Origin of the sequence: Bradyrhizobium niftali (assembly GCF_004571025.1) — a bacterium.
GTDB classification, from domain to species: Bacteria; Pseudomonadota; Alphaproteobacteria; order Rhizobiales; family Xanthobacteraceae; genus Bradyrhizobium; species Bradyrhizobium niftali.
The window spans coordinates 62,130-77,898 of record NZ_SPQT01000031.1; the positions used below are offsets into that span (position 1 = coordinate 62,130).

Genomic DNA, 15,769 nt, shown 5'->3' on the forward strand with positions numbered 1-15,769 from the left:
CAGCGCGGTTCGCGCATTAAACAAAACGCCGCGGCACAGGGCAATACCGAACAGGCGGGAAAGCGAAATCGAAACGGCGCTATTGGCGTGGCCGATACAGTTCGCGCCAGGCGGGAAGCCGATCGGCATAGGCATCGACCAGCACGCGGTCGGGTTCGAATGTCTCGATGCGTCGCGGCGGCGTGCAGACGGTGTCGATTGCCTCGCCCGTGACAGCAAGACGCCCCAATCTCGCCGCACCGAACGCCGCTCCCGTTTCACCTTCGGCAAAGCGATGGATCGGAACATTCAGAACGCTTGCCAGCACCGCCAGCCAGAACCGGGACCGTGAACCGCCTCCGATGGCATCGGCTTCCGCGATCCCGATGCCGGCATCCGCGAGCACGTCCCGGCAATCTGCGAGCGCGAAGGCGACGCCCTCGAGCACGGCCTGCACGATCGCCTCGCGGTCGGTGCCGTGGCTCAAGCCATCGAGCATGCCACGCACGACGGGGTCGTCATGCGGGGTCCGCTCGCCCGCCAGATAGGGCAAGAAGCTCACCGGCGAGGGCAGCTGCGGGCGCGACCCAAGCGGTGCCAGCAATTCCGCCTCGGCAATGCCGAACAAGCGCGAGATCCAGGCGAGACAGGAGGCCGCGGAAAGGATCGCGCCGGCCTGAATCCACATGGCGGGGATGGCATGGCAGAACGTATGCACCCCGCGATCCGGGTTGGCGGCCATCCTGCTCGTCGGCGCCAGCAAGGCGCCCGAGGTTCCCAGCGAAATGAACGCGGTTCCCGCCCTGATCGCGCCAATGCCGACGGCACCCGCCGGATTGTCACCGGCACCGCCCGCGAAAATCGGCCGTCTGATCATGCCCCAGCGTTGCGCGAGCTCGCTGCGCAACGTTGCCGCGGGCGCGCAGCCCTCGACCAGACGTGGCATGTGATCGCGCGACAGGCCTGTCGCGGCCAGCGCTGCATCCGACCAATCCCTGCGCGCGGCGTCGAGCCACAGCGAGCCCGATGCGTCCGAGACATCCTCGACGGCTTCGCCCGTCAGGACCAGGCGCAAATAAGCCTTCGGAAGCAGGACAAGTTTCGTCGCTGCAAAAACCTCAGGCTCGTGCATCGCAATCCAGAGCAGCTTCGGCGCCGTGAATCCGGGCATCGCCTTGTTGCCCGTCGTCGCACGCAAGGCGGGCCAGCGTTGCTCCAGGATACGGCACTCAGCGACGGACCGTCCGTCGTTCCAGAGGATGCAGGGCCGCAACGGCCTTGCGCTCGCATCAAGCAGCGTGGCGCCATGCATCTGACCGGACAGTCCGATCCCTTCGACCACGGCCAACGCGCTGGCATGCGTCGCTTTCAAGGCATCCAGCGTGGCAAAGGTCGCATCGACCCACTGCGCGGGATCCTGCTCGCAATAGCCTGATAGCGGCGAGGCGGTGGTCAACGGCCGGCTTTCGCTCGCAATCACCCGCTGCGCGGAGTCGACGAGAACGGTCTTGACCGCCGAGGTGCCGAGATCGATGCCGAGATACATGGATACATACAATTGCCGACGTCGGATGGCCGACGGCGTGGCGAGGTCGGATGGCCCAATCAATCCAAGAAGCCTGATCGCGTCAAGGCAAGCCCTGCCATTCGTCGATCCACGGGCGCCCTGCTTACCTGCGAGGTAATCGAATTCGGCATCGCCGCGGCGCATCTTCCCGAGCACAGGAGATGACCATGATCGCGCTGCTGCTCTACCGGACCGTCGCAGACCACCTTCTTCCCTGGGCCATGGCGTTCGCAACCCGCATGCTGGCGCGCAGCCTCAACATGCCCGAGCCGCTGGTGCATTCGACCGGCGACTACGTGGTCGCGCAGGTGCTCGCCTTCGAGCACGGCGTCGGCAGGAGCCTCTGCCCGTTCCGCATCGCCCGCCTGCTCCGCGCCTGGTGGCGCGGAATACGCTGACTTCCACCCCAGGATTTCACCCCAAGTCCAACCCAAGCAAGGAGACCTCCGATGATTGACGCATCCACCTTCCTGCGCCGCGCCCTGCTCGCCGACGCGATCTTCAGCGGCGTGGCCGCCCTCGGCTTCACTTTCGGCGCAGGCGCCTTCGCAACGCTGTTCAACCTGCCCGAAGCGCTGCTGCGCGAAACCGGCCTGTTCCTGATCGCCTACACCGCGCTGGTCGGCTGGCTTGCCGCGCGCACCGCGGTGCCGAAGCCGCTCGTGCTGCTGGTCGTGATCGGCAACGCGGCCTGGACCGTCGGCAGCATCGCGCTGCTGCTCTCGGGCGCGGTCTCGCCGAACATCGCCGGCGAGTTCATGGTCGTGGCCCAGGCGATCGCCACCGGCGTGTTCGCCGAGCTGCAATATATGGGATTGCGGAAGAGCGGGCGTGTTGTGGCGGCGTGAGGCCACATCCGCTGCTGTCGTCGCCCGGTTTAGCCGGGCGACCCAGTATCCGAGACGTCAGCTGAATACGGAGAAGCTGCGGCCTACTGGATGCCCCGGTCAAGCCGGGGCATGACAGCGGGGCTGGAAGAGCGAGAGCTGGCTACGCCCGCGCGCTACCGTTCGCCTTGCCGACGGCGTGACCGTTGAGCTTCTTCTTGGCGCTCTTGGCGCCCGCCTTCTTGGCCTTGGCTTCCGTGCGCGCCTTCACCTTGGTGCGCTCGGCCCGCGCTTCGGCACGCAGCTTCTTGCGCTTCTTCTCGCAGGACTCGCACTTGCAGCCGATCGGCTTCAGATAGGCTTTGAAATAGTCGGTGCCGTAGTCGTAGTTGATCTCGTCGCCCGGCTCGATGTTCCGGATGGCGCGGATAAAGACCTTGCGCTCGCGCGGGCGAACGTCGGACTCGGCGTTGGGCCGGCAGGAATGGTTGATGTAGCGCGCGAGGTTCTTGCGCACCGAGCCGTCGATGGTCCAGCGGCCGTTGAGCTCGAACAGATATTTGTTCTCGATCTCGTCGTGCGCAGGAATCCGGGAGTCCAGGATCGGTCCGAAATAACGGATGATCCGGGTTCCCTTCTTGATCGGTTTGGTGGCGAAGAGGCCAAGCCCGGTCTTGGAGCGGGCGACGCGATAAGGTTTGTTCGACGATGTGGCTGGCATGATCTGAAGAACGAGGACGCGAACGAGGCCGGACGGGCCCAAGCGAAGCCGCTCTTCTAGAACGATTCCGCGCCGCTGTCAGGTCTTCGCTGCGCCTGTTTGAACCTTGCCCACAATCAAGACGTCCGATGGTACGGAGTTCCCGATGCATCAAGGCCTCATGATGACCCGCATCACCACAACGTGCCTCGCCATGTTGCTGATGTGCGCCGTCCTCGGTGGCGCGAACGCCCAATCCGTGGGCAGCACCTACACTTCGACGGCGCCCAAGGACTGCCGCCAGGTCGGAAAGCCCAGCGCGCTCGACGGCAGCACGACGCGCATCTGTCCCGGCAAAGACGGCCTGATGGTGCTGATCGCCGAGGACGATCTTCGCGAGATCGTCTCGGTCGGGCGCAATCGCAAGGAGGCGGCCGAGGAACCGGCGGCAAAGATCTGGTTCGCGCCGTTCAATTCATCCGAGACCACCGTCGAGTGGCGCGCCGCCGGCCCAAAACCGTTTGCGATCATCCAGCGCTGGCACATCGCCGACGGCAGCGATCCCGACAAGCAGGGACGGCCGAACACCAAGGCCATGCTGGTCGTGACGCGGCTGCCGCCGGGCCCGGTCTGCCATGTCGCCTATGTCGACGCGATCGCCAACCCCACCGCCAATGAACTTGCGCGCAAAGGCGCGGATGACTTTGCCCGCAGCTTCACTTGCGGCAAGGACGAGGTGAAGATCATCGGCACGCGCGGCCGCGCCGTCGAACTCGCGACGATGCGCTAGGTGCTGCGCCCGATCGACGGCACTATGCCGGCAGCTTCGCCGTAATCGGCGCCGTCAGCATCGCCTCGAGCAGCCGCTCGGTCGTCGTGCCCTCGGGCAGCCGCTCGAGGATGTCCGAGAGCCGCCCGTCGAGCAGCAGTGTGGTGAAGCCGTGCACCATCGACCAGGCCCGCGCGATCGCGGCGCCCTGGTCGAGCGTCAGGGCGTCGCCGCTGATCTGCTCCTGCCGCATCGCGCCGATGGCATTGGCAAGTCCGGCGAAGGAAGCCTCGGCCGCCTCGTGCAGCGAGGGCCTGGAATAGTCGAGCCGCTCGGTGCGGAACATGATGCCGTACATGCCGGGATGGGCCTGCGCATAGGCGACATAGGCTTTCGGCCGCGCCAATGCCCGCGCGAGCGGCGTGGTGGCGGTGTCGCAGGCCGACGCCATCGCCGCGTTGAACTGGCGGAAGCCGACGGCCGCAAGCTCGCTGAGAAGGCCGGTGAGATCGCCGAAATGATGGGTCGGCGCGGCATGCGAAACGCCCGCCTCGCGCGCCACCGCGCGCAATGTCAGGCCGGCAAGCCCGTCGCGCTCCAGCACCCGTTCGGCGGCCTGGAGCAGCGCTTCGCGCAGCGCGCCGTGATGATACGGCGTCTCCGTCTTCGCACTGGCCGGACGGCGTGCAGGACGCCCGCTCGTCGCCGACGATGCCTTCCTCGGGGCGCGCACGATGCGCGCCGCTTCGGACCTGGTTTCGCTCTTCGGATCGCTCTTGCCCATGAGCCAACCTATATGACGCAATATTGACAGTGTAAAGATTTCGCTTGACCGGCGCGGCGATCGGCCCTATTTGATCTTTACGATGTAAAGATAAGGAGGGATACGCCGTGCAGCAGAACGCCATCACTGAGCGCCACAACAATATCGCGCCGATTCCGTTCGAGGCCGACGCGCCCTTCCTCAAGATCGTCGGCGAATTGCCGCGCGAGCTGAACGGCACGCTCTATCGCAACGGCCCCAATCCGCAGTTCGATGCGCCCGGCGCGCACTGGTTCGTCGGCGACGGCATGCTGCACGCCTTTCACCTCGAGAATGGCCGCGCCAGCTACCGCAACCGCTGGGTCCGCACGCCGAAATGGCTCGCCGAGCACGACGCCGGCCGCGCCTTGTTCGGCGGCTTCGGCCGCAAGCTGCCGGATGCGCCGCAAAACCTCACCGACGGTGGCGTCGCCAATACCAACATCATCTTCCATGCCGGCAAGCTGCTGGCGCTGGAAGAAGCGCATTTGCCGACCGAGATCGAGCCGGGCACGCTGGCCACGCGCGGCTATCACAACTATCAGGGCCGCGTCGCCGGCAGTTTTACCGCGCATCCCAAGGTCGATCCCGTCACCGGCGAGATGCTGTTCTTTGGCTACAACGCCGCGGGGCCGCTGACGCCTGCCCTCTCCTTCGGATCGATCGATGCATCCGGCAAGGCGACGCGCTTCGAGCGTTTCGAGGCGCCCTATGCCAGCATGGTGCATGACTTCATCGTCACCGCGAACCATGTGCTGTTTCCGATCCTTCCCATCACCGGCAGCATGGAGCGCGCGATGAGCGGACGGCCGCCCTATGCCTGGGAGCCCGACAAGGGCGCCTATGTCGGCGTGATGAAGCGCAACGGCACGGCGAAAGACATCGTCTGGTTCCGTGCTGAGGCCTGCTACGTCTTCCACGTCATGAACGCGTGGGAGGACGATAACCGCATCATCGCCGACGTCATGCAGTTCGAGGAGGCGCCGCTGTTTTCGCATCCCGACGGCCGGCCGACCGATCCGGAGAAATCGCGCGCCCGCCATTGCCGCTGGACGTTCGATCTCTCAGGCAACACCGATCGTTTCCAGCAGACGTACCTGGACGATCTCACCGGCGAATTCCCGCGCATCGACGATCGTCGCGCCGGGCTGAAGAGCCGTCACGGCTGGTACGCCTGCGCCAATCCAAGACTGCCGATGTTCGGCGCACTCTCCGGCATCGTCCATGTCGACGGCAACGGCAAACGGCTCGGCCATTATCTGCTGCCCGCCGGCGACACCATCTCCGAGCCGGTGTTCGTCGAGCGATCGAGCGATGCAGCCGAAGGCGACGGCTGGCTGCTCGCGGTGGTCTGGCGCGCACGCGAGAACCGCAGCGACCTCGCCGTCTTCAATGCCACCGACATCGAGGCCGGCCCCGCCGCCTTGGTGCAACTCGGCCACCGCGTGCCGGACGGCTTTCACGGCAACTGGGTGGGAGCGGCGTAGCTCTCACCGCGTCATTCCGGGGCGCGACGACGTCGCGAGCTACGATGCGCAATTGCGCATCTGAGAATCCATTTCACCGTGTGTTCTGAAGCCGATGGGCTCCGGGCTCGACGCTTCGCGTGCTCCGGAATGACGGAAAGAGGAGTTTCCCATGCACATGCCCTCGATCACAGCCGCCTGCCTCGCCGTCCTCGCCCTGACCTGCGCCGCGCTCGCAGTCCAGACGATCCGGCTGCGGCGGAGCCGCCATACCGTCTTCAACGGCGGCATCTTGCTCTGCCTCGGCCTCTTGATCGTCTCCGCGCTGCCGATCCTGTCGCGCCTGCCCTGGGTGGAATTGGCCGAGGAGGCATCTGACCAAGTCGTTGCAGGCCTTCATCTTTTGGAGGTCACCTACGTCATTTTGACACTGTAAAGATTTTACTTGACGAGCACCGCCCCCTAAAGTAGAAATCTTTCCACTGTAAAGATTAGCCCGACCGAGGCGGTCCATGACGATTTTCCTGATCCTCGCGCCCTACGGCGCCTACACGCTCCTGATGCTGGTGACGTCGGCCACGGTCAGTGTGTTCGCGGCTTCCGCGATCTGTCTCGCCACCGTCGCGATCGATGTCGCGCAGGGCCGCTCGGTGAAGATCCTGGCTGTGGGCTCGGCGATCGTGTTCGCCGCAATCGGCCTCTACCTCGCGCTGCGCGACCCCGCGCTGGGCACGCTCGGCGTCAAGCTGTCGGTCGATGTCGGCATCTTCGTCATCTCGCTCGGCTCGATGTTGCTCCGCCGTCCCTTCACGCTGCAATATGCGGTTGAATCGGTCCCGGCCGAAACCGCGGCGATGCCCGGCTTTCTCTATGCCAATTACGTCATCACCGGCGCATGGACCGCGGCCGCGCTGCTGATGGCGGCCGCCAATCTCGTGCTGCTCTACGTCCCCGGCCTTCCCCTCTGGTCGAGCCTTGCGGTCGCCTTCGCCGCCCGCAACAGCGCGATCTACTTCACAAAATGGTATCCCGAGTATCGCCAGATCAAGTACGGTACGCCGGTCGCCGCACTGCCCAACGCTCGCTGAACAGGATCGACGATGAAGGACGTATTCGCCCGCCTCGCCTCCGACTTCCTCTCCGCCATCGTCTTCCTGGTCGTCTACCTCATCACCGACAACGTCGTCCTGGCAACGTCGGTGGCGATTGCCGGTGCGATCGCGCAGGTGATCTACGCCCGCGTCAAGGGGCAGCAGCTCAACTACATGACCTATGCAAGCCTCGCGCTCGTCATCGTGCTGGGGACGGTCACGCTGCTGACCAATGATCCCCGCTTCATGCTGGCAAAGCCCTCGATCGCGCATTTCGCGATCGGCGCCATCATGCTCAAGCGCGGCTGGATGCTGCGCTACATGCCGCCGATCGTCGCCGAGACCGTTCCGGAATATGTCACCGCTGCGGGCTATGCCTGGGCGGTGCTGATGTTCGTGATCGGCGCCGGCATGATCGCGGTCGCCTCCACAGGCGATCTGAAGCTGTGGGCGTTCTACATCACGGTGGTCGCGGGCGGCGCCAAGATCCTCGCCTTTGCCGTGCAGTATGTCGTTCTGCGGCTCATCGTCACCAGCCGCCGGCGCGCCGCCGCCCGCGCCTGAATGCCTCCAATGCAGCGTTAGGCAGGCGCGCCGAGTTGGGTTATAGGCTCGCTCAGGACTGGCCGCGGATCGTCGCGGCCCGCCGGGATTTGTTCGGGAGACGGGAATGGCCGTAGACGGCAACTGGAATCTGACCATGACGACGCCGATGGGCGAGCGCAACGCGACGCTGAGCCTGAAGGCCGCCGGCGGCGCGCTCACGGGCACGCAAGGCGCGGAAGGAAATACCGCCGAGATCTTCGACGGCACCGTCAGCGGCGACGCCGTCAACTGGAAAGTCTCGATCACCAATCCGATGCCGTTGACGCTCGAGTTCATCGGAACGGTGTCCGGCGACAGCATGAGCGGCGAGATGGGCATCGGCCCGATGGGCAGTTTTCCGTTCACGGGCGTGCGGGCGTAAGGCCGCGTTGCGAACCGTGCGCGTGCTCCGTCTCATCGCGGCATCGATCCTGTGCATCGCGACACAAGCGGCGCGCGCGGATGACACCGAACCGGCTTGGCGCGCAAGCGCGCTCGCCATGGTGCCGGCGGGCTATGTCGCCGGCACGGCCTACCGGACCGATGGCTCGACCGGTTATCTCGCCGTTTATCCGGCGACGTCGAATGATCCGAAGACACCCGCAAGCGTGTTCGCCGCGCGCCAGGCGCTCGTGGTCACGCTGACGCCGGATGCGACGCGCGCGGTCTCAGCCGAGTTGAAGCCGCGCACCGGGCCGGATCCTGGCAACGACGACACTGATTTCGCAAAGCTGCACGCCGATCTCGCCGGCAAGCGCGCAACGCTGCCCGACGGCACCGAGCCCTGCGATCTCGGCGCCTGGTCCGTCGACAAGGATCCGAACGGCCTCAATGTGCGCGCCGAGCCGTCAGTGAAGGCACGCGTGCTCGGCACGCTGCCGCCGCCCTACCGTCTGAAGCTTGGCGGCGCCGAGAACACGCCCGAGGGCGGCTGGCTCACCGAATTCCGCATCATCGGCTTCAAGGACGGCTGGTTTCTGATCGAAGGCGCCAAGCCGCCGGGCAAGGACTACGAGGACGACAAGAAATATCCGCGCAGCGCGCCAAAGCCCTATGCCGGACGCGGCTGGGTCGCCTCCAACAAGGTCGGCGCGTCCTACGCCAACGGCGCGACGCGAATGGGCGGCCTGTTTCAGGCCCCCTTCGTCGATGCCAAATGGATGCCGGCGCAGCGCGAGCTCGGCGGCCCCATCGACACAGACGGCGGCCCGAAGCGAATCTTTGCCTGCAGCGGCCTCTGGGGCCTCGTCGAGAGCCAGGACGGCGTCCGCGGCTGGTGGCGCGCGCTCTGCTCCAACCAGGTCACGAATTGCAGTTGAACTCTTCTCCCTCGCCCCGCAAGCGGGGAGAGGTGAAGAGCTAGCCCAAATTCAACTCCTTGAAGAAGTCATTGCCCTTGTCGTCGATGATGATGAAGGCGGGGAAGTCGACGACTTCGATGCGCCAGATCGCTTCCATGCCGAGCTCGGGATATTCGAGCACCTCGACCTTCTTGATGCAGTGCTCGGCGAGGTTCGCCGCCGCGCCGCCGATCGAGCCGAGATAGAAGCCGCCATACTTCTTGCAGGCCTCGCGCACGGCCGGCGCGCGGTTGCCCTTGGCCACCATCACCATCGAGCCGCCCGCGGCCTGGAACTGGTCGACGAAGGAATCCATGCGGCCCGCGGTGGTCGGACCGAACGCACCGGAGGCATAGCCCTCCGGCGTCTTGGCGGGGCCGGCGTAGTAGACCGGGTGGTTCTTGAAATAATCCGGCAGCGGCTCGCCCTTCTCCAGCCGCTCGCGCAGCTTGGCATGGGCGCTATCGCGCGCGACGATCATGGTGCCGGTCATCGAGACCCGGGTCTTGATCGGGTATTTCGAGAACGTCGCCAGAATGTCCTTCATCGGCTGGTTGAGGTCGATCTTGACGACCTCGCCGCCGAGCGACTGCTCGACCTGCGGCAGATACTGCGCCGGGTTGTGCTCGAGCTCCTCGAGATAGATGCCGTCCTTCGTGATCTTGCCGAGCACCTGGCGGTCGGCGGAGCAGGACACGCCAAGGCCGATCGGCAGCGAGGCGCCATGACGCGGCATGCGGATCACGCGCACGTCGTGGCAGAAATACTTGCCACCGAACTGCGCGCCGACGCCGAGCGACTGCGTCATCTTGTGGATTTCCTTCTCCATCTCGACGTCGCGGAAGGCGTTCCCGTCCGGCGAGCCGTGGGTCGGCAGTGCGTCGAGATAGCGGGCCGACGCCAGCTTCACCGTCTTCATGCAGAGCTCGGCCGAGGTGCCGCCGATCACGATGGCGAGGTGATAGGGCGGGCACGCCGCGGTGCCGAGGGTGAGGATCTTCTCCTTCAGGAAGGCGAGCAGCCGGTCCTTGGTCAGCACCGAGGGCGTCGCCTGGAACAGGAAGCTCTTGTTGGCGCTGCCGCCCCCCTTGGCCATGAACATGAACTTGTAGGCGTCGTCGCCCTCGGCGTAGATCTCGCACTGCGCCGGCATGTTGTTGGCGGTGTTCTTCTCCTCGTACATCGACAAGGGCGCGACCTGCGAGTAGCGCAGGTTGCGGCGGAGGTAAGCATCACGCGCGCCTTCCGACAGCGCCGCCTCGTCGTCACCGTCGGTGATGACGTTGCAGCCCTTCTTGCCCATGATGATCGCGGTGCCGGTGTCCTGGCACATCGGCAGCACGCCGCCGGCGGCGATGTTGGCGTTCTTCAGGAAGTCGAGCGCGACGAACTTGTCGTTGGGGCTCGCCTCGCCATCCTCCAGGATCGCACGGAGCTGCTTCAGATGGCCGGGGCGCAAATAATGATTGATGTCGCCGAAAGCCGCCTCCGACAGCGCCCGCAGCGCCTCGCGCGACACCACCAGCATGTCCTTCCCCAGGACCTTCTCGACCCTGATGCCCTCGGACGAAATCTTCTTGTAGGGCGTCTCGTCCTTGCCCAGTGGGAACAGCGGGGTGTGCTTGTAGGGCGGAACGGGCTTTGCGGGGTCAGGGAAGGCGGTGGGAGCGTTCATGGAGCGAATCTCGGGGTTTTGGAGCCCTCGCGCGGGCCCCTGGCATAGAAGCGTTCTAAGCTTTTTTGCCGTAAAGGGAAGGCGTTCCGGCGCGGTCGGGCCATCCCGATTCGACGTCATGACGGCCCTTTTTCGGTCACCGTCGGCCTGACGCAGGTGGTGATGATCGTGCCCGGCAGGCCTTGGGTCCACCCCTTGCGCTCGGCGCGCGACGAAGGTTGAATGCGCGCCCTAAGGGGCTTTTCATCATGATTTTCAAACTGAACTTCCGCGGCGCGATCCTGGTCGCCGCCGCCATCACCGGACTTGTGACCCTCGCCTCGCCTGCCCGCGCGGACCAGTGCGACGACATCGCAAAGCAGCTCGCGAGCGGCGTCGACAGGCTGAAGGTCAACTTCAAGGCCGCCAATATCATCTACCTCACCCACCCGGCGGCGAAGGAGCTGTCGCTCGGCTGCCGCGCGCAGGGACAGAACTATTCCAACGAGCTCTATGCCAAGGGCGACCGCAAGCCGACGCCGCAGTTCTATGACCTCGTCGCGTCCGCGGCCGCGATCATCTTCACGGTGCCGAAGGACGACACCGCGAAAGGCGCGACGCGCTGCCTGAAGCGCATGGGCCTGCTCCGCGGCGACAAGGTGTCGATGCGCTTCAAGCGCCTCAACATGGACTGCTCGCGCACCAAGACGGAAGCGTCGATCGCGATCACGCGGCCGAAGGACGAGTAGAGGCGTCTTACCGCAGGCGCCCTACACGCGTCGTAACATCGCCCGCCACACACACCGTCATTGCGAGCGCAGCGAAGCAATCCAGAGTCCCCCCGCGGAGACCGACTGGATTGCTTCGCTACGCTCGCAATGACGAGGAGAGATCGCGTCGTCTCTCAGACATAGTGCCGTGAAGCACAAGTCAGTGCCTCCACCGCACCAGATCCCTCGCATTTTAACAATTGGCTTGAAGGAAACTTCGCTCCTCGCAGGGCAGACTCAATTGTTTCCATGTGTGAGGATTTGTGGATGAGCGTTTCTACCGTTGCGCCGCCGCCGATCGCGATCGTGGTCCCGAGCTACGACACGACCAAGCAGCAGGACGCCCAGGCCAAGACAGAGGATACCGACCCGACCCACAAGCCGCAGCCGCCCGTGCCGCTGCCGCCGGGCCAGGGCACGCGGATCGATCAGCTCGCCTGATCGGCCTTTATCCCAGTGAAGCGCCCGATCCGGTTGATCGGGCTTTTCGCGTGTCCGGCGTGTGGTGAGCGCGCATCGCCCGAAACGGCCGGTCCGGAACGGGAGCTGCCGCCAGCCTCCGTCCGGGCCGGCTAATGATCGAGCTCCTTGTAGCGGCGGAAGATGCCCTGCTCGTTGAAGGCAATGCGGCGCTCGCTCGCAAGATAGGCCTTGATGTTCGGCCGCGCGGCAACGCGGTCGTGCAGGCCGACGAGGCCCGGGATGTCTGCCTCGTACGCCTTCATGCGCCTGGGGAACGCGTAGCGCAGCCCGGCGACGATCTGGAACAGCGAGAGGTCGACATAGGTCAGCCGGCGGCCGGTGACGTAGGTGCCGCCATTGCCGGCGAGCAGCTGTTCGAAATAGCCGAGATATTTCGGCACGCGCTCGCTCCAGAACTCGGCCGTGCGCTTCTTCGCCGCGGGCCGCGCGTCCTCGTAATAGAGCGAGGGCCCAAGTGGATGATGGGTGTCGTGGACCTCGACCACGAAGTCGGTGATGGTGAGCTGGAGCTGGTGCACCCAGAGTTTGCCTGCTTCCGTCTTCGGCGCAAGGGCGTGGCGGGCGCCGAGATAGAGCAGGATGTTGGCGGTCTGGCCGATGACGAGCTTGCCCGCTTTCAGGAACGGCGGCGCGAAGGGCGGCGTGCCCTCATGCGCATCCATCATCTTCATCATCGCACTGGTGCCGCGCGGTCCCCGGGCCACGTCGACATAAGCTGCGCCCGCCTCCTCCAGCGCCAGCCGCACATATTCGCCGCGGCCCTGGATCTCGGGCCAGTAGTAGAGCTCGTATTTCATGGAAACAGTCCGTGATTGCGTTGCGGCAAGTGTAGCACGCAACCACGAACTCGATGACGGTGAACGGTGTTCCGCGCCTCAATTCGCCGCGAAGCAATACAGCAGCCCGTCGCCACCCGTGCTCTTCAAGTCGGCCTGCGAGCAGCCGCCATCGGGACCGCGCGAGGGATGCGAGCTGTTCCACGATTTCGACGGCTCGTCGTCGCGCAGGCCCCGCCGGTCGGCATGGCCGACCACCGCAACACCTTGCGTGCTCGACGACCAGTTCTTGCAGGTCTTGTCGTCGCCGGCGGCGAATGCTGTGCCGTCGGGCTGCGATCCCGTGAGGATGTCGTGGCGGTTCGGCGTATCGCCGGCTCCGTTGTTGACCTCACCCTTCTCGCTGAGCGCCGTCTGCTTTGTCAGATTGTTGGCGGGGCCATGCAGGTCGGCAACGTCCTTGGCGATGACCGCGCCCTTCGCATTCTGCCACGGCCCCTTGCCGATGCGGTCGCGCGCGTTGATGGCCGGCTTGCCGTCGGCGGCCTGGGTCGAGAGATAGGCGCGCCAGGTTTTGGCGCCGGCGCCGGCCGATTGCGCGAGCTTCTGGCAGTGGGCGTCGGCACCGTCGAGACCGCCAAGATCGGCACCCTTGCCCGGCCCGCTCGAGGTCACGAAGAAGGTCATGTCGGCTGACTGCGCCCGCACCGATGGACTTGCGAAGACCGCGAGTGCAACGCCTGCTGGCGCGATGACCCTGGCTATAATGCTCATCCTATCCTCCCGATTGGTCCTGCGATTGCGCCTGGCAGGCCCGTTTTTGATCCTCTGACATGAACCCGTCACGACGGACATTATTCCGGCATTCCAGCGGCCATCCGCCGCACGCGCGTCACCTCGAGCGACGGCGCCCGACCGGTCGCCCCGAGGGCCGTGTCGATTAATTGCTTCCCGGGACCGTAGCGCCGGGTGAGCATGCCAGCACGGGCCGATCCTCAAGCGATCGCCCAGGGGAGGACGCGGGAGGCCGTTGCGGAGCCGTTCAGGGCGGCATCCGCGATCACATCGGGGCTGCCGCCGGGCGCGGCGCGAGGGGAGATCGTCATGCACTGGAACACCGTCCGCCCAATTGCGGCAATTGCCGGCTATGCCGCGCTTTGCTGCCTTGCCATCGGTCCGGGCTGCGCCTCGGCCGCGGAATTGCTCAAGGCCCGGCTTGCGCAAAACCTCGGACCGATCTCCGGCCTTGCGATCGTCGCCAAATCGAAGGGGATTTTCGAAAAGAACGGACTGGACATCACGGTCTCGAACTTCACGTCCGGCAAGCAGTGCCTGGACACCGTGATCGGGGGCGGCGCCGACATCGCGACGACGGCGGAGGCGCCGGTCACAGCTTCAGCGATGGCAAACCAGCCCATCGCCTTCGTCGCCGGCATGGAATATTCCGACCTCAAGACGGTCGTCGCGGCCAAGGCGGGCATCAAGACCAAGGCAGACCTGCGCGGCAAGCGAATCGGATTCACGGCCGGCACCGGCAGCGAGGTCTATACGGCGACGTTGCTGAAGTCGGCAGGATTGACTCCCAAGGATGTCACCCTCGTCAACCTGCGGCCGCAGGAGATGCTGCCCGCACTTGCAGCCGGCAGCATCGACGCGATCGACACTTGGGAACCCCACATCGCCAACGCGAAGAAGGCCCTGGGCGAAGCCGTCGCTGAGCTCGATACAACGGGCACTTACTCGGAAACGTTCAACATCGTCGTCATGAGGACCTATCTGGATGCCAACCCGGCGGTGGTCGAGAAGTTCATCGCCGCACTGATCGACGCCGAGGTCTGGATGAAGGCACACCAGGATGAAGCGATCACGGTCGTGGCGGACGCGGTCGGCATGAAGCGGGACGACCTCGCTCCCATCTGGGCCGACTATGTCTACCGGGTGCGTCTCGACGACCGGCTGATCGAGATTCTCAAGACCCATTCCGCATGGCGCCTCGAGAGCGGCAACCATCCTCCGGGAGCGGCGATGCCCGACTTCAGCAAGGTCGTCGTCGCCGAGCCGCTGAAGAAGGTCGACCCCGCACGCGTCACCCTCTCGTGGAAATAGGCACCCGCACAGCCATGCAGGATGGCACTTCAGCACGACAGGAGATCGCTCTCCGCACCGGCGGTCGCGGTCGGCGGCCGGATTCAGCCCGTCTTCGTCGTCTCAATATTCTGGTCGGGGCGCTTTCGCTTCCCCTGTTCGTCGGCCTCTGGGAACTGGTCTCTCGTTCCGGGGCCGTCAACATGGTGCTGTTTCCGCCGCCGACGGTGGTTGCCGCGGCGGTCCTTGAGTGGATACGAAGCGGACAGTTCCTGGGCGATCTGCTGGCCAGCCTCTTTCGCGTCACCACGGGATTCATCGTAGGCGGCGTGCTCGGCATCCTGCTCGGTATCCTCACCGGCCAATTCCCTGTTATGTCGAGCCTGCTGTCCCCGCTATTCCATATCCTCCGGCCAATTCCGCCGATTGCTTTCGTGCCGATCGTCATCCTCTGGTTCGGCCTGTCGGAGGCGGGAAAACTGTTCCTCGTCGTATGGGGCGTGTTCTTCACGGTTTGGCTGTCGACCCACATCGGCGTGCAGAAGGTCGACCGCGGCCTGATTCGGGCGGCGTTGATGCTCGGCACGCCCCGGCGGCAGATGCTCCAGGAGATCGTGCTGCTCGGCGCACTTCCCTACATCGTGGTCGGGTTGCGCACCGCCGTCAGCATCTCCTTTTACACGCTTGTCGCGGCCGAACTTGCAGGCACTTTCGCCGGCATCGTCTACAGGATCGAGATTGCGCAGCAGAATTTGCAAACCGGCCAGGTCATGGGCGGGCTCGCAGCGCTCGGGTTGGTTTCGTTCATCGCAGACCGGCTGTTTTCGGCTCTTGCGGAACGTACTGTCTGGTGGCGTTGATGTCGGGAGCTCGAT

General features: G+C 65.1%; 19 protein-coding genes. 13 read left to right on the forward strand and 6 right to left on the reverse strand.

Annotation, left to right across the window (positions count from 1 at the left end; genetic code table 11):
* Positions 1 to 79: 79 nt before the first annotated feature.
* Positions 80 to 1,525 carry a xylulokinase gene (gene xylB / locus E4K65_RS37665; protein ID WP_135178443.1) on the reverse strand — a complete coding sequence of 482 codons (1,446 nt, stop codon included), beginning with the start codon at positions 1,523 to 1,525 and terminating at the stop codon, positions 80 to 82.
* Between the two features lie 188 nt (positions 1,526 to 1,713).
* Here xylB and E4K65_RS37670 point away from each other — a divergent pair, with 188 nt between their 5' ends.
* Complete coding sequence (locus E4K65_RS37670; protein ID WP_135178396.1) at positions 1,714 to 1,944, forward strand: hypothetical protein; 231 nt, start codon at positions 1,714 to 1,716, stop codon at positions 1,942 to 1,944.
* 51 nt (positions 1,945 to 1,995) lie between these two features.
* The gene (locus tag E4K65_RS37675; protein ID WP_135178397.1) at positions 1,996 to 2,394 is read left to right on the forward strand and encodes a hypothetical protein; all 399 of its coding nucleotides are present in this window, start codon (positions 1,996 to 1,998) and stop codon (positions 2,392 to 2,394) included.
* A 142-nt stretch (positions 2,395 to 2,536) separates the two neighbouring features.
* Here E4K65_RS37675 and E4K65_RS37680 read toward each other — a convergent pair whose 3' ends face one another.
* Positions 2,537 to 3,094 (reverse strand): SET domain-containing protein, encoded by a 558-nt coding sequence (locus E4K65_RS37680; RefSeq protein ID WP_135178398.1) that lies wholly within the window; start codon positions 3,092 to 3,094, stop codon positions 2,537 to 2,539.
* Positions 3,095 to 3,257: 163 nt separating this feature from the next.
* Here E4K65_RS37680 and E4K65_RS37685 point away from each other — a divergent pair, with 163 nt between their 5' ends.
* Positions 3,258 to 3,863, forward strand: coding sequence for a hypothetical protein (locus E4K65_RS37685; RefSeq protein WP_167771476.1), 606 nt, complete (start codon positions 3,258 to 3,260; stop codon positions 3,861 to 3,863).
* 22 nt (positions 3,864 to 3,885) lie between these two features.
* Here E4K65_RS37685 and E4K65_RS37690 read toward each other — a convergent pair whose 3' ends face one another.
* Positions 3,886 to 4,626, reverse strand: coding sequence for a TetR/AcrR family transcriptional regulator (locus tag E4K65_RS37690; protein ID WP_135178400.1), 741 nt, complete (start codon positions 4,624 to 4,626; stop codon positions 3,886 to 3,888).
* 107 nt (positions 4,627 to 4,733) lie between these two features.
* Here E4K65_RS37690 and E4K65_RS37695 point away from each other — a divergent pair, with 107 nt between their 5' ends.
* From E4K65_RS37695 to E4K65_RS37720, 6 genes are all read left to right on the forward strand, one after another.
* Positions 4,734 to 6,131 carry a carotenoid oxygenase family protein gene (locus E4K65_RS37695; protein ID WP_135178401.1) on the forward strand — a complete coding sequence of 466 codons (1,398 nt, stop codon included), beginning with the start codon at positions 4,734 to 4,736 and terminating at the stop codon, positions 6,129 to 6,131.
* Between the two features lie 151 nt (positions 6,132 to 6,282).
* Complete coding sequence (locus E4K65_RS37700; protein WP_135178402.1) at positions 6,283 to 6,546, forward strand: hypothetical protein; 264 nt, start codon at positions 6,283 to 6,285, stop codon at positions 6,544 to 6,546.
* Positions 6,547 to 6,622: 76 nt separating this feature from the next.
* Entirely contained in the window at positions 6,623 to 7,198 is a 576-nt protein-coding gene (locus tag E4K65_RS37705; RefSeq protein ID WP_135178403.1) for a hypothetical protein, read from the forward strand.
* A gap of 12 nt (positions 7,199 to 7,210) precedes the next feature.
* Positions 7,211 to 7,765 carry an inner membrane-spanning protein YciB gene (locus E4K65_RS37710; protein ID WP_027548543.1) on the forward strand — a complete coding sequence of 185 codons (555 nt, stop codon included), beginning with the start codon at positions 7,211 to 7,213 and terminating at the stop codon, positions 7,763 to 7,765.
* Positions 7,766 to 7,871: 106 nt separating this feature from the next.
* Positions 7,872 to 8,168, forward strand: a complete 297-nt coding sequence (locus tag E4K65_RS37715) for a hypothetical protein (protein WP_027548542.1) — start codon at positions 7,872 to 7,874, stop codon at positions 8,166 to 8,168.
* A 16-nt stretch (positions 8,169 to 8,184) separates the two neighbouring features.
* Positions 8,185 to 9,105, forward strand: a complete 921-nt coding sequence (locus tag E4K65_RS37720) for an SH3 domain-containing protein (RefSeq protein WP_135178404.1) — start codon at positions 8,185 to 8,187, stop codon at positions 9,103 to 9,105.
* Positions 9,106 to 9,145: 40 nt separating this feature from the next.
* Here the strand turns inward: E4K65_RS37720 and E4K65_RS37725 are convergent, their stop codons facing one another.
* The gene (locus tag E4K65_RS37725; protein WP_135178405.1) at positions 9,146 to 10,801 is read right to left on the reverse strand and encodes a fumarate hydratase; all 1,656 of its coding nucleotides are present in this window, start codon (positions 10,799 to 10,801) and stop codon (positions 9,146 to 9,148) included.
* 248 nt (positions 10,802 to 11,049) lie between these two features.
* Here E4K65_RS37725 and E4K65_RS37730 point away from each other — a divergent pair, with 248 nt between their 5' ends.
* Entirely contained in the window at positions 11,050 to 11,529 is a 480-nt protein-coding gene (locus tag E4K65_RS37730) for a hypothetical protein (RefSeq protein WP_135178406.1), read from the forward strand.
* A 288-nt stretch (positions 11,530 to 11,817) separates the two neighbouring features.
* On the forward strand, positions 11,818 to 11,991 hold the full coding sequence (locus tag E4K65_RS47880) for a hypothetical protein (protein WP_167771469.1): 174 nt from the start codon (positions 11,818 to 11,820) through the stop codon (positions 11,989 to 11,991).
* A 131-nt stretch (positions 11,992 to 12,122) separates the two neighbouring features.
* Here E4K65_RS47880 and E4K65_RS37735 read toward each other — a convergent pair whose 3' ends face one another.
* Together E4K65_RS37735 and E4K65_RS37740 are read right to left on the reverse strand one after the other, a co-directional pair.
* Positions 12,123 to 12,830 carry a glutathione S-transferase gene (locus E4K65_RS37735; RefSeq protein ID WP_135178407.1) on the reverse strand — a complete coding sequence of 236 codons (708 nt, stop codon included), beginning with the start codon at positions 12,828 to 12,830 and terminating at the stop codon, positions 12,123 to 12,125.
* A gap of 78 nt (positions 12,831 to 12,908) precedes the next feature.
* Positions 12,909 to 13,583, reverse strand: coding sequence for a lectin (locus E4K65_RS37740; RefSeq protein ID WP_135178408.1), 675 nt, complete (start codon positions 13,581 to 13,583; stop codon positions 12,909 to 12,911).
* A 330-nt stretch (positions 13,584 to 13,913) separates the two neighbouring features.
* On the opposite strand from E4K65_RS37740, the gene E4K65_RS37745 reads away from it, so the two are divergent.
* Together E4K65_RS37745 and E4K65_RS37750 are read left to right on the forward strand one after the other, a co-directional pair.
* Entirely contained in the window at positions 13,914 to 14,915 is a 1,002-nt protein-coding gene (locus E4K65_RS37745; RefSeq protein ID WP_167771470.1) for an NrtA/SsuA/CpmA family ABC transporter substrate-binding protein, read from the forward strand.
* A gap of 14 nt (positions 14,916 to 14,929) precedes the next feature.
* Positions 14,930 to 15,754 (forward strand): ABC transporter permease, encoded by an 825-nt coding sequence (locus E4K65_RS37750; RefSeq protein WP_235885912.1) that lies wholly within the window; start codon positions 14,930 to 14,932, stop codon positions 15,752 to 15,754.
* Positions 15,755 to 15,769 lie beyond the last annotated feature (15 nt).

Coding starts and splice junctions, on each gene's coding strand:
- xylB (WP_135178443.1), bottom strand. CDS start 1,525: ATGTATCTCGGCATCGATCTCGGCACCTCGGCGGTCAAGACCGTTCTC.
- E4K65_RS37670 (WP_135178396.1), top strand. CDS start 1,714: ATGATCGCGCTGCTGCTCTACCGGACCGTCGCAGACCACCTTCTTCCC.
- E4K65_RS37675 (WP_135178397.1), top strand. CDS start 1,996: ATGATTGACGCATCCACCTTCCTGCGCCGCGCCCTGCTCGCCGACGCG.
- E4K65_RS37680 (WP_135178398.1), bottom strand. CDS start 3,094: ATGCCAGCCACATCGTCGAACAAACCTTATCGCGTCGCCCGCTCCAAG.
- E4K65_RS37685 (WP_167771476.1), top strand. CDS start 3,258: ATGACCCGCATCACCACAACGTGCCTCGCCATGTTGCTGATGTGCGCC.
- E4K65_RS37690 (WP_135178400.1), bottom strand. CDS start 4,626: ATGGGCAAGAGCGATCCGAAGAGCGAAACCAGGTCCGAAGCGGCGCGC.
- E4K65_RS37700 (WP_135178402.1), top strand. CDS start 6,283: ATGCACATGCCCTCGATCACAGCCGCCTGCCTCGCCGTCCTCGCCCTG.
- E4K65_RS37705 (WP_135178403.1), top strand. CDS start 6,623: ATGACGATTTTCCTGATCCTCGCGCCCTACGGCGCCTACACGCTCCTG.
- E4K65_RS37710 (WP_027548543.1), top strand. CDS start 7,211: ATGAAGGACGTATTCGCCCGCCTCGCCTCCGACTTCCTCTCCGCCATC.
- E4K65_RS37715 (WP_027548542.1), top strand. CDS start 7,872: ATGGCCGTAGACGGCAACTGGAATCTGACCATGACGACGCCGATGGGC.
- E4K65_RS37725 (WP_135178405.1), bottom strand. CDS start 10,801: ATGAACGCTCCCACCGCCTTCCCTGACCCCGCAAAGCCCGTTCCGCCC.
- E4K65_RS37730 (WP_135178406.1), top strand. CDS start 11,050: ATGATTTTCAAACTGAACTTCCGCGGCGCGATCCTGGTCGCCGCCGCC.
- E4K65_RS47880 (WP_167771469.1), top strand. CDS start 11,818: ATGAGCGTTTCTACCGTTGCGCCGCCGCCGATCGCGATCGTGGTCCCG.
- E4K65_RS37735 (WP_135178407.1), bottom strand. CDS start 12,830: ATGAAATACGAGCTCTACTACTGGCCCGAGATCCAGGGCCGCGGCGAA.
- E4K65_RS37740 (WP_135178408.1), bottom strand. CDS start 13,583: ATGAGCATTATAGCCAGGGTCATCGCGCCAGCAGGCGTTGCACTCGCG.
- E4K65_RS37745 (WP_167771470.1), top strand. CDS start 13,914: ATGCACTGGAACACCGTCCGCCCAATTGCGGCAATTGCCGGCTATGCC.
- E4K65_RS37750 (WP_235885912.1), top strand. CDS start 14,930: ATGCAGGATGGCACTTCAGCACGACAGGAGATCGCTCTCCGCACCGGC.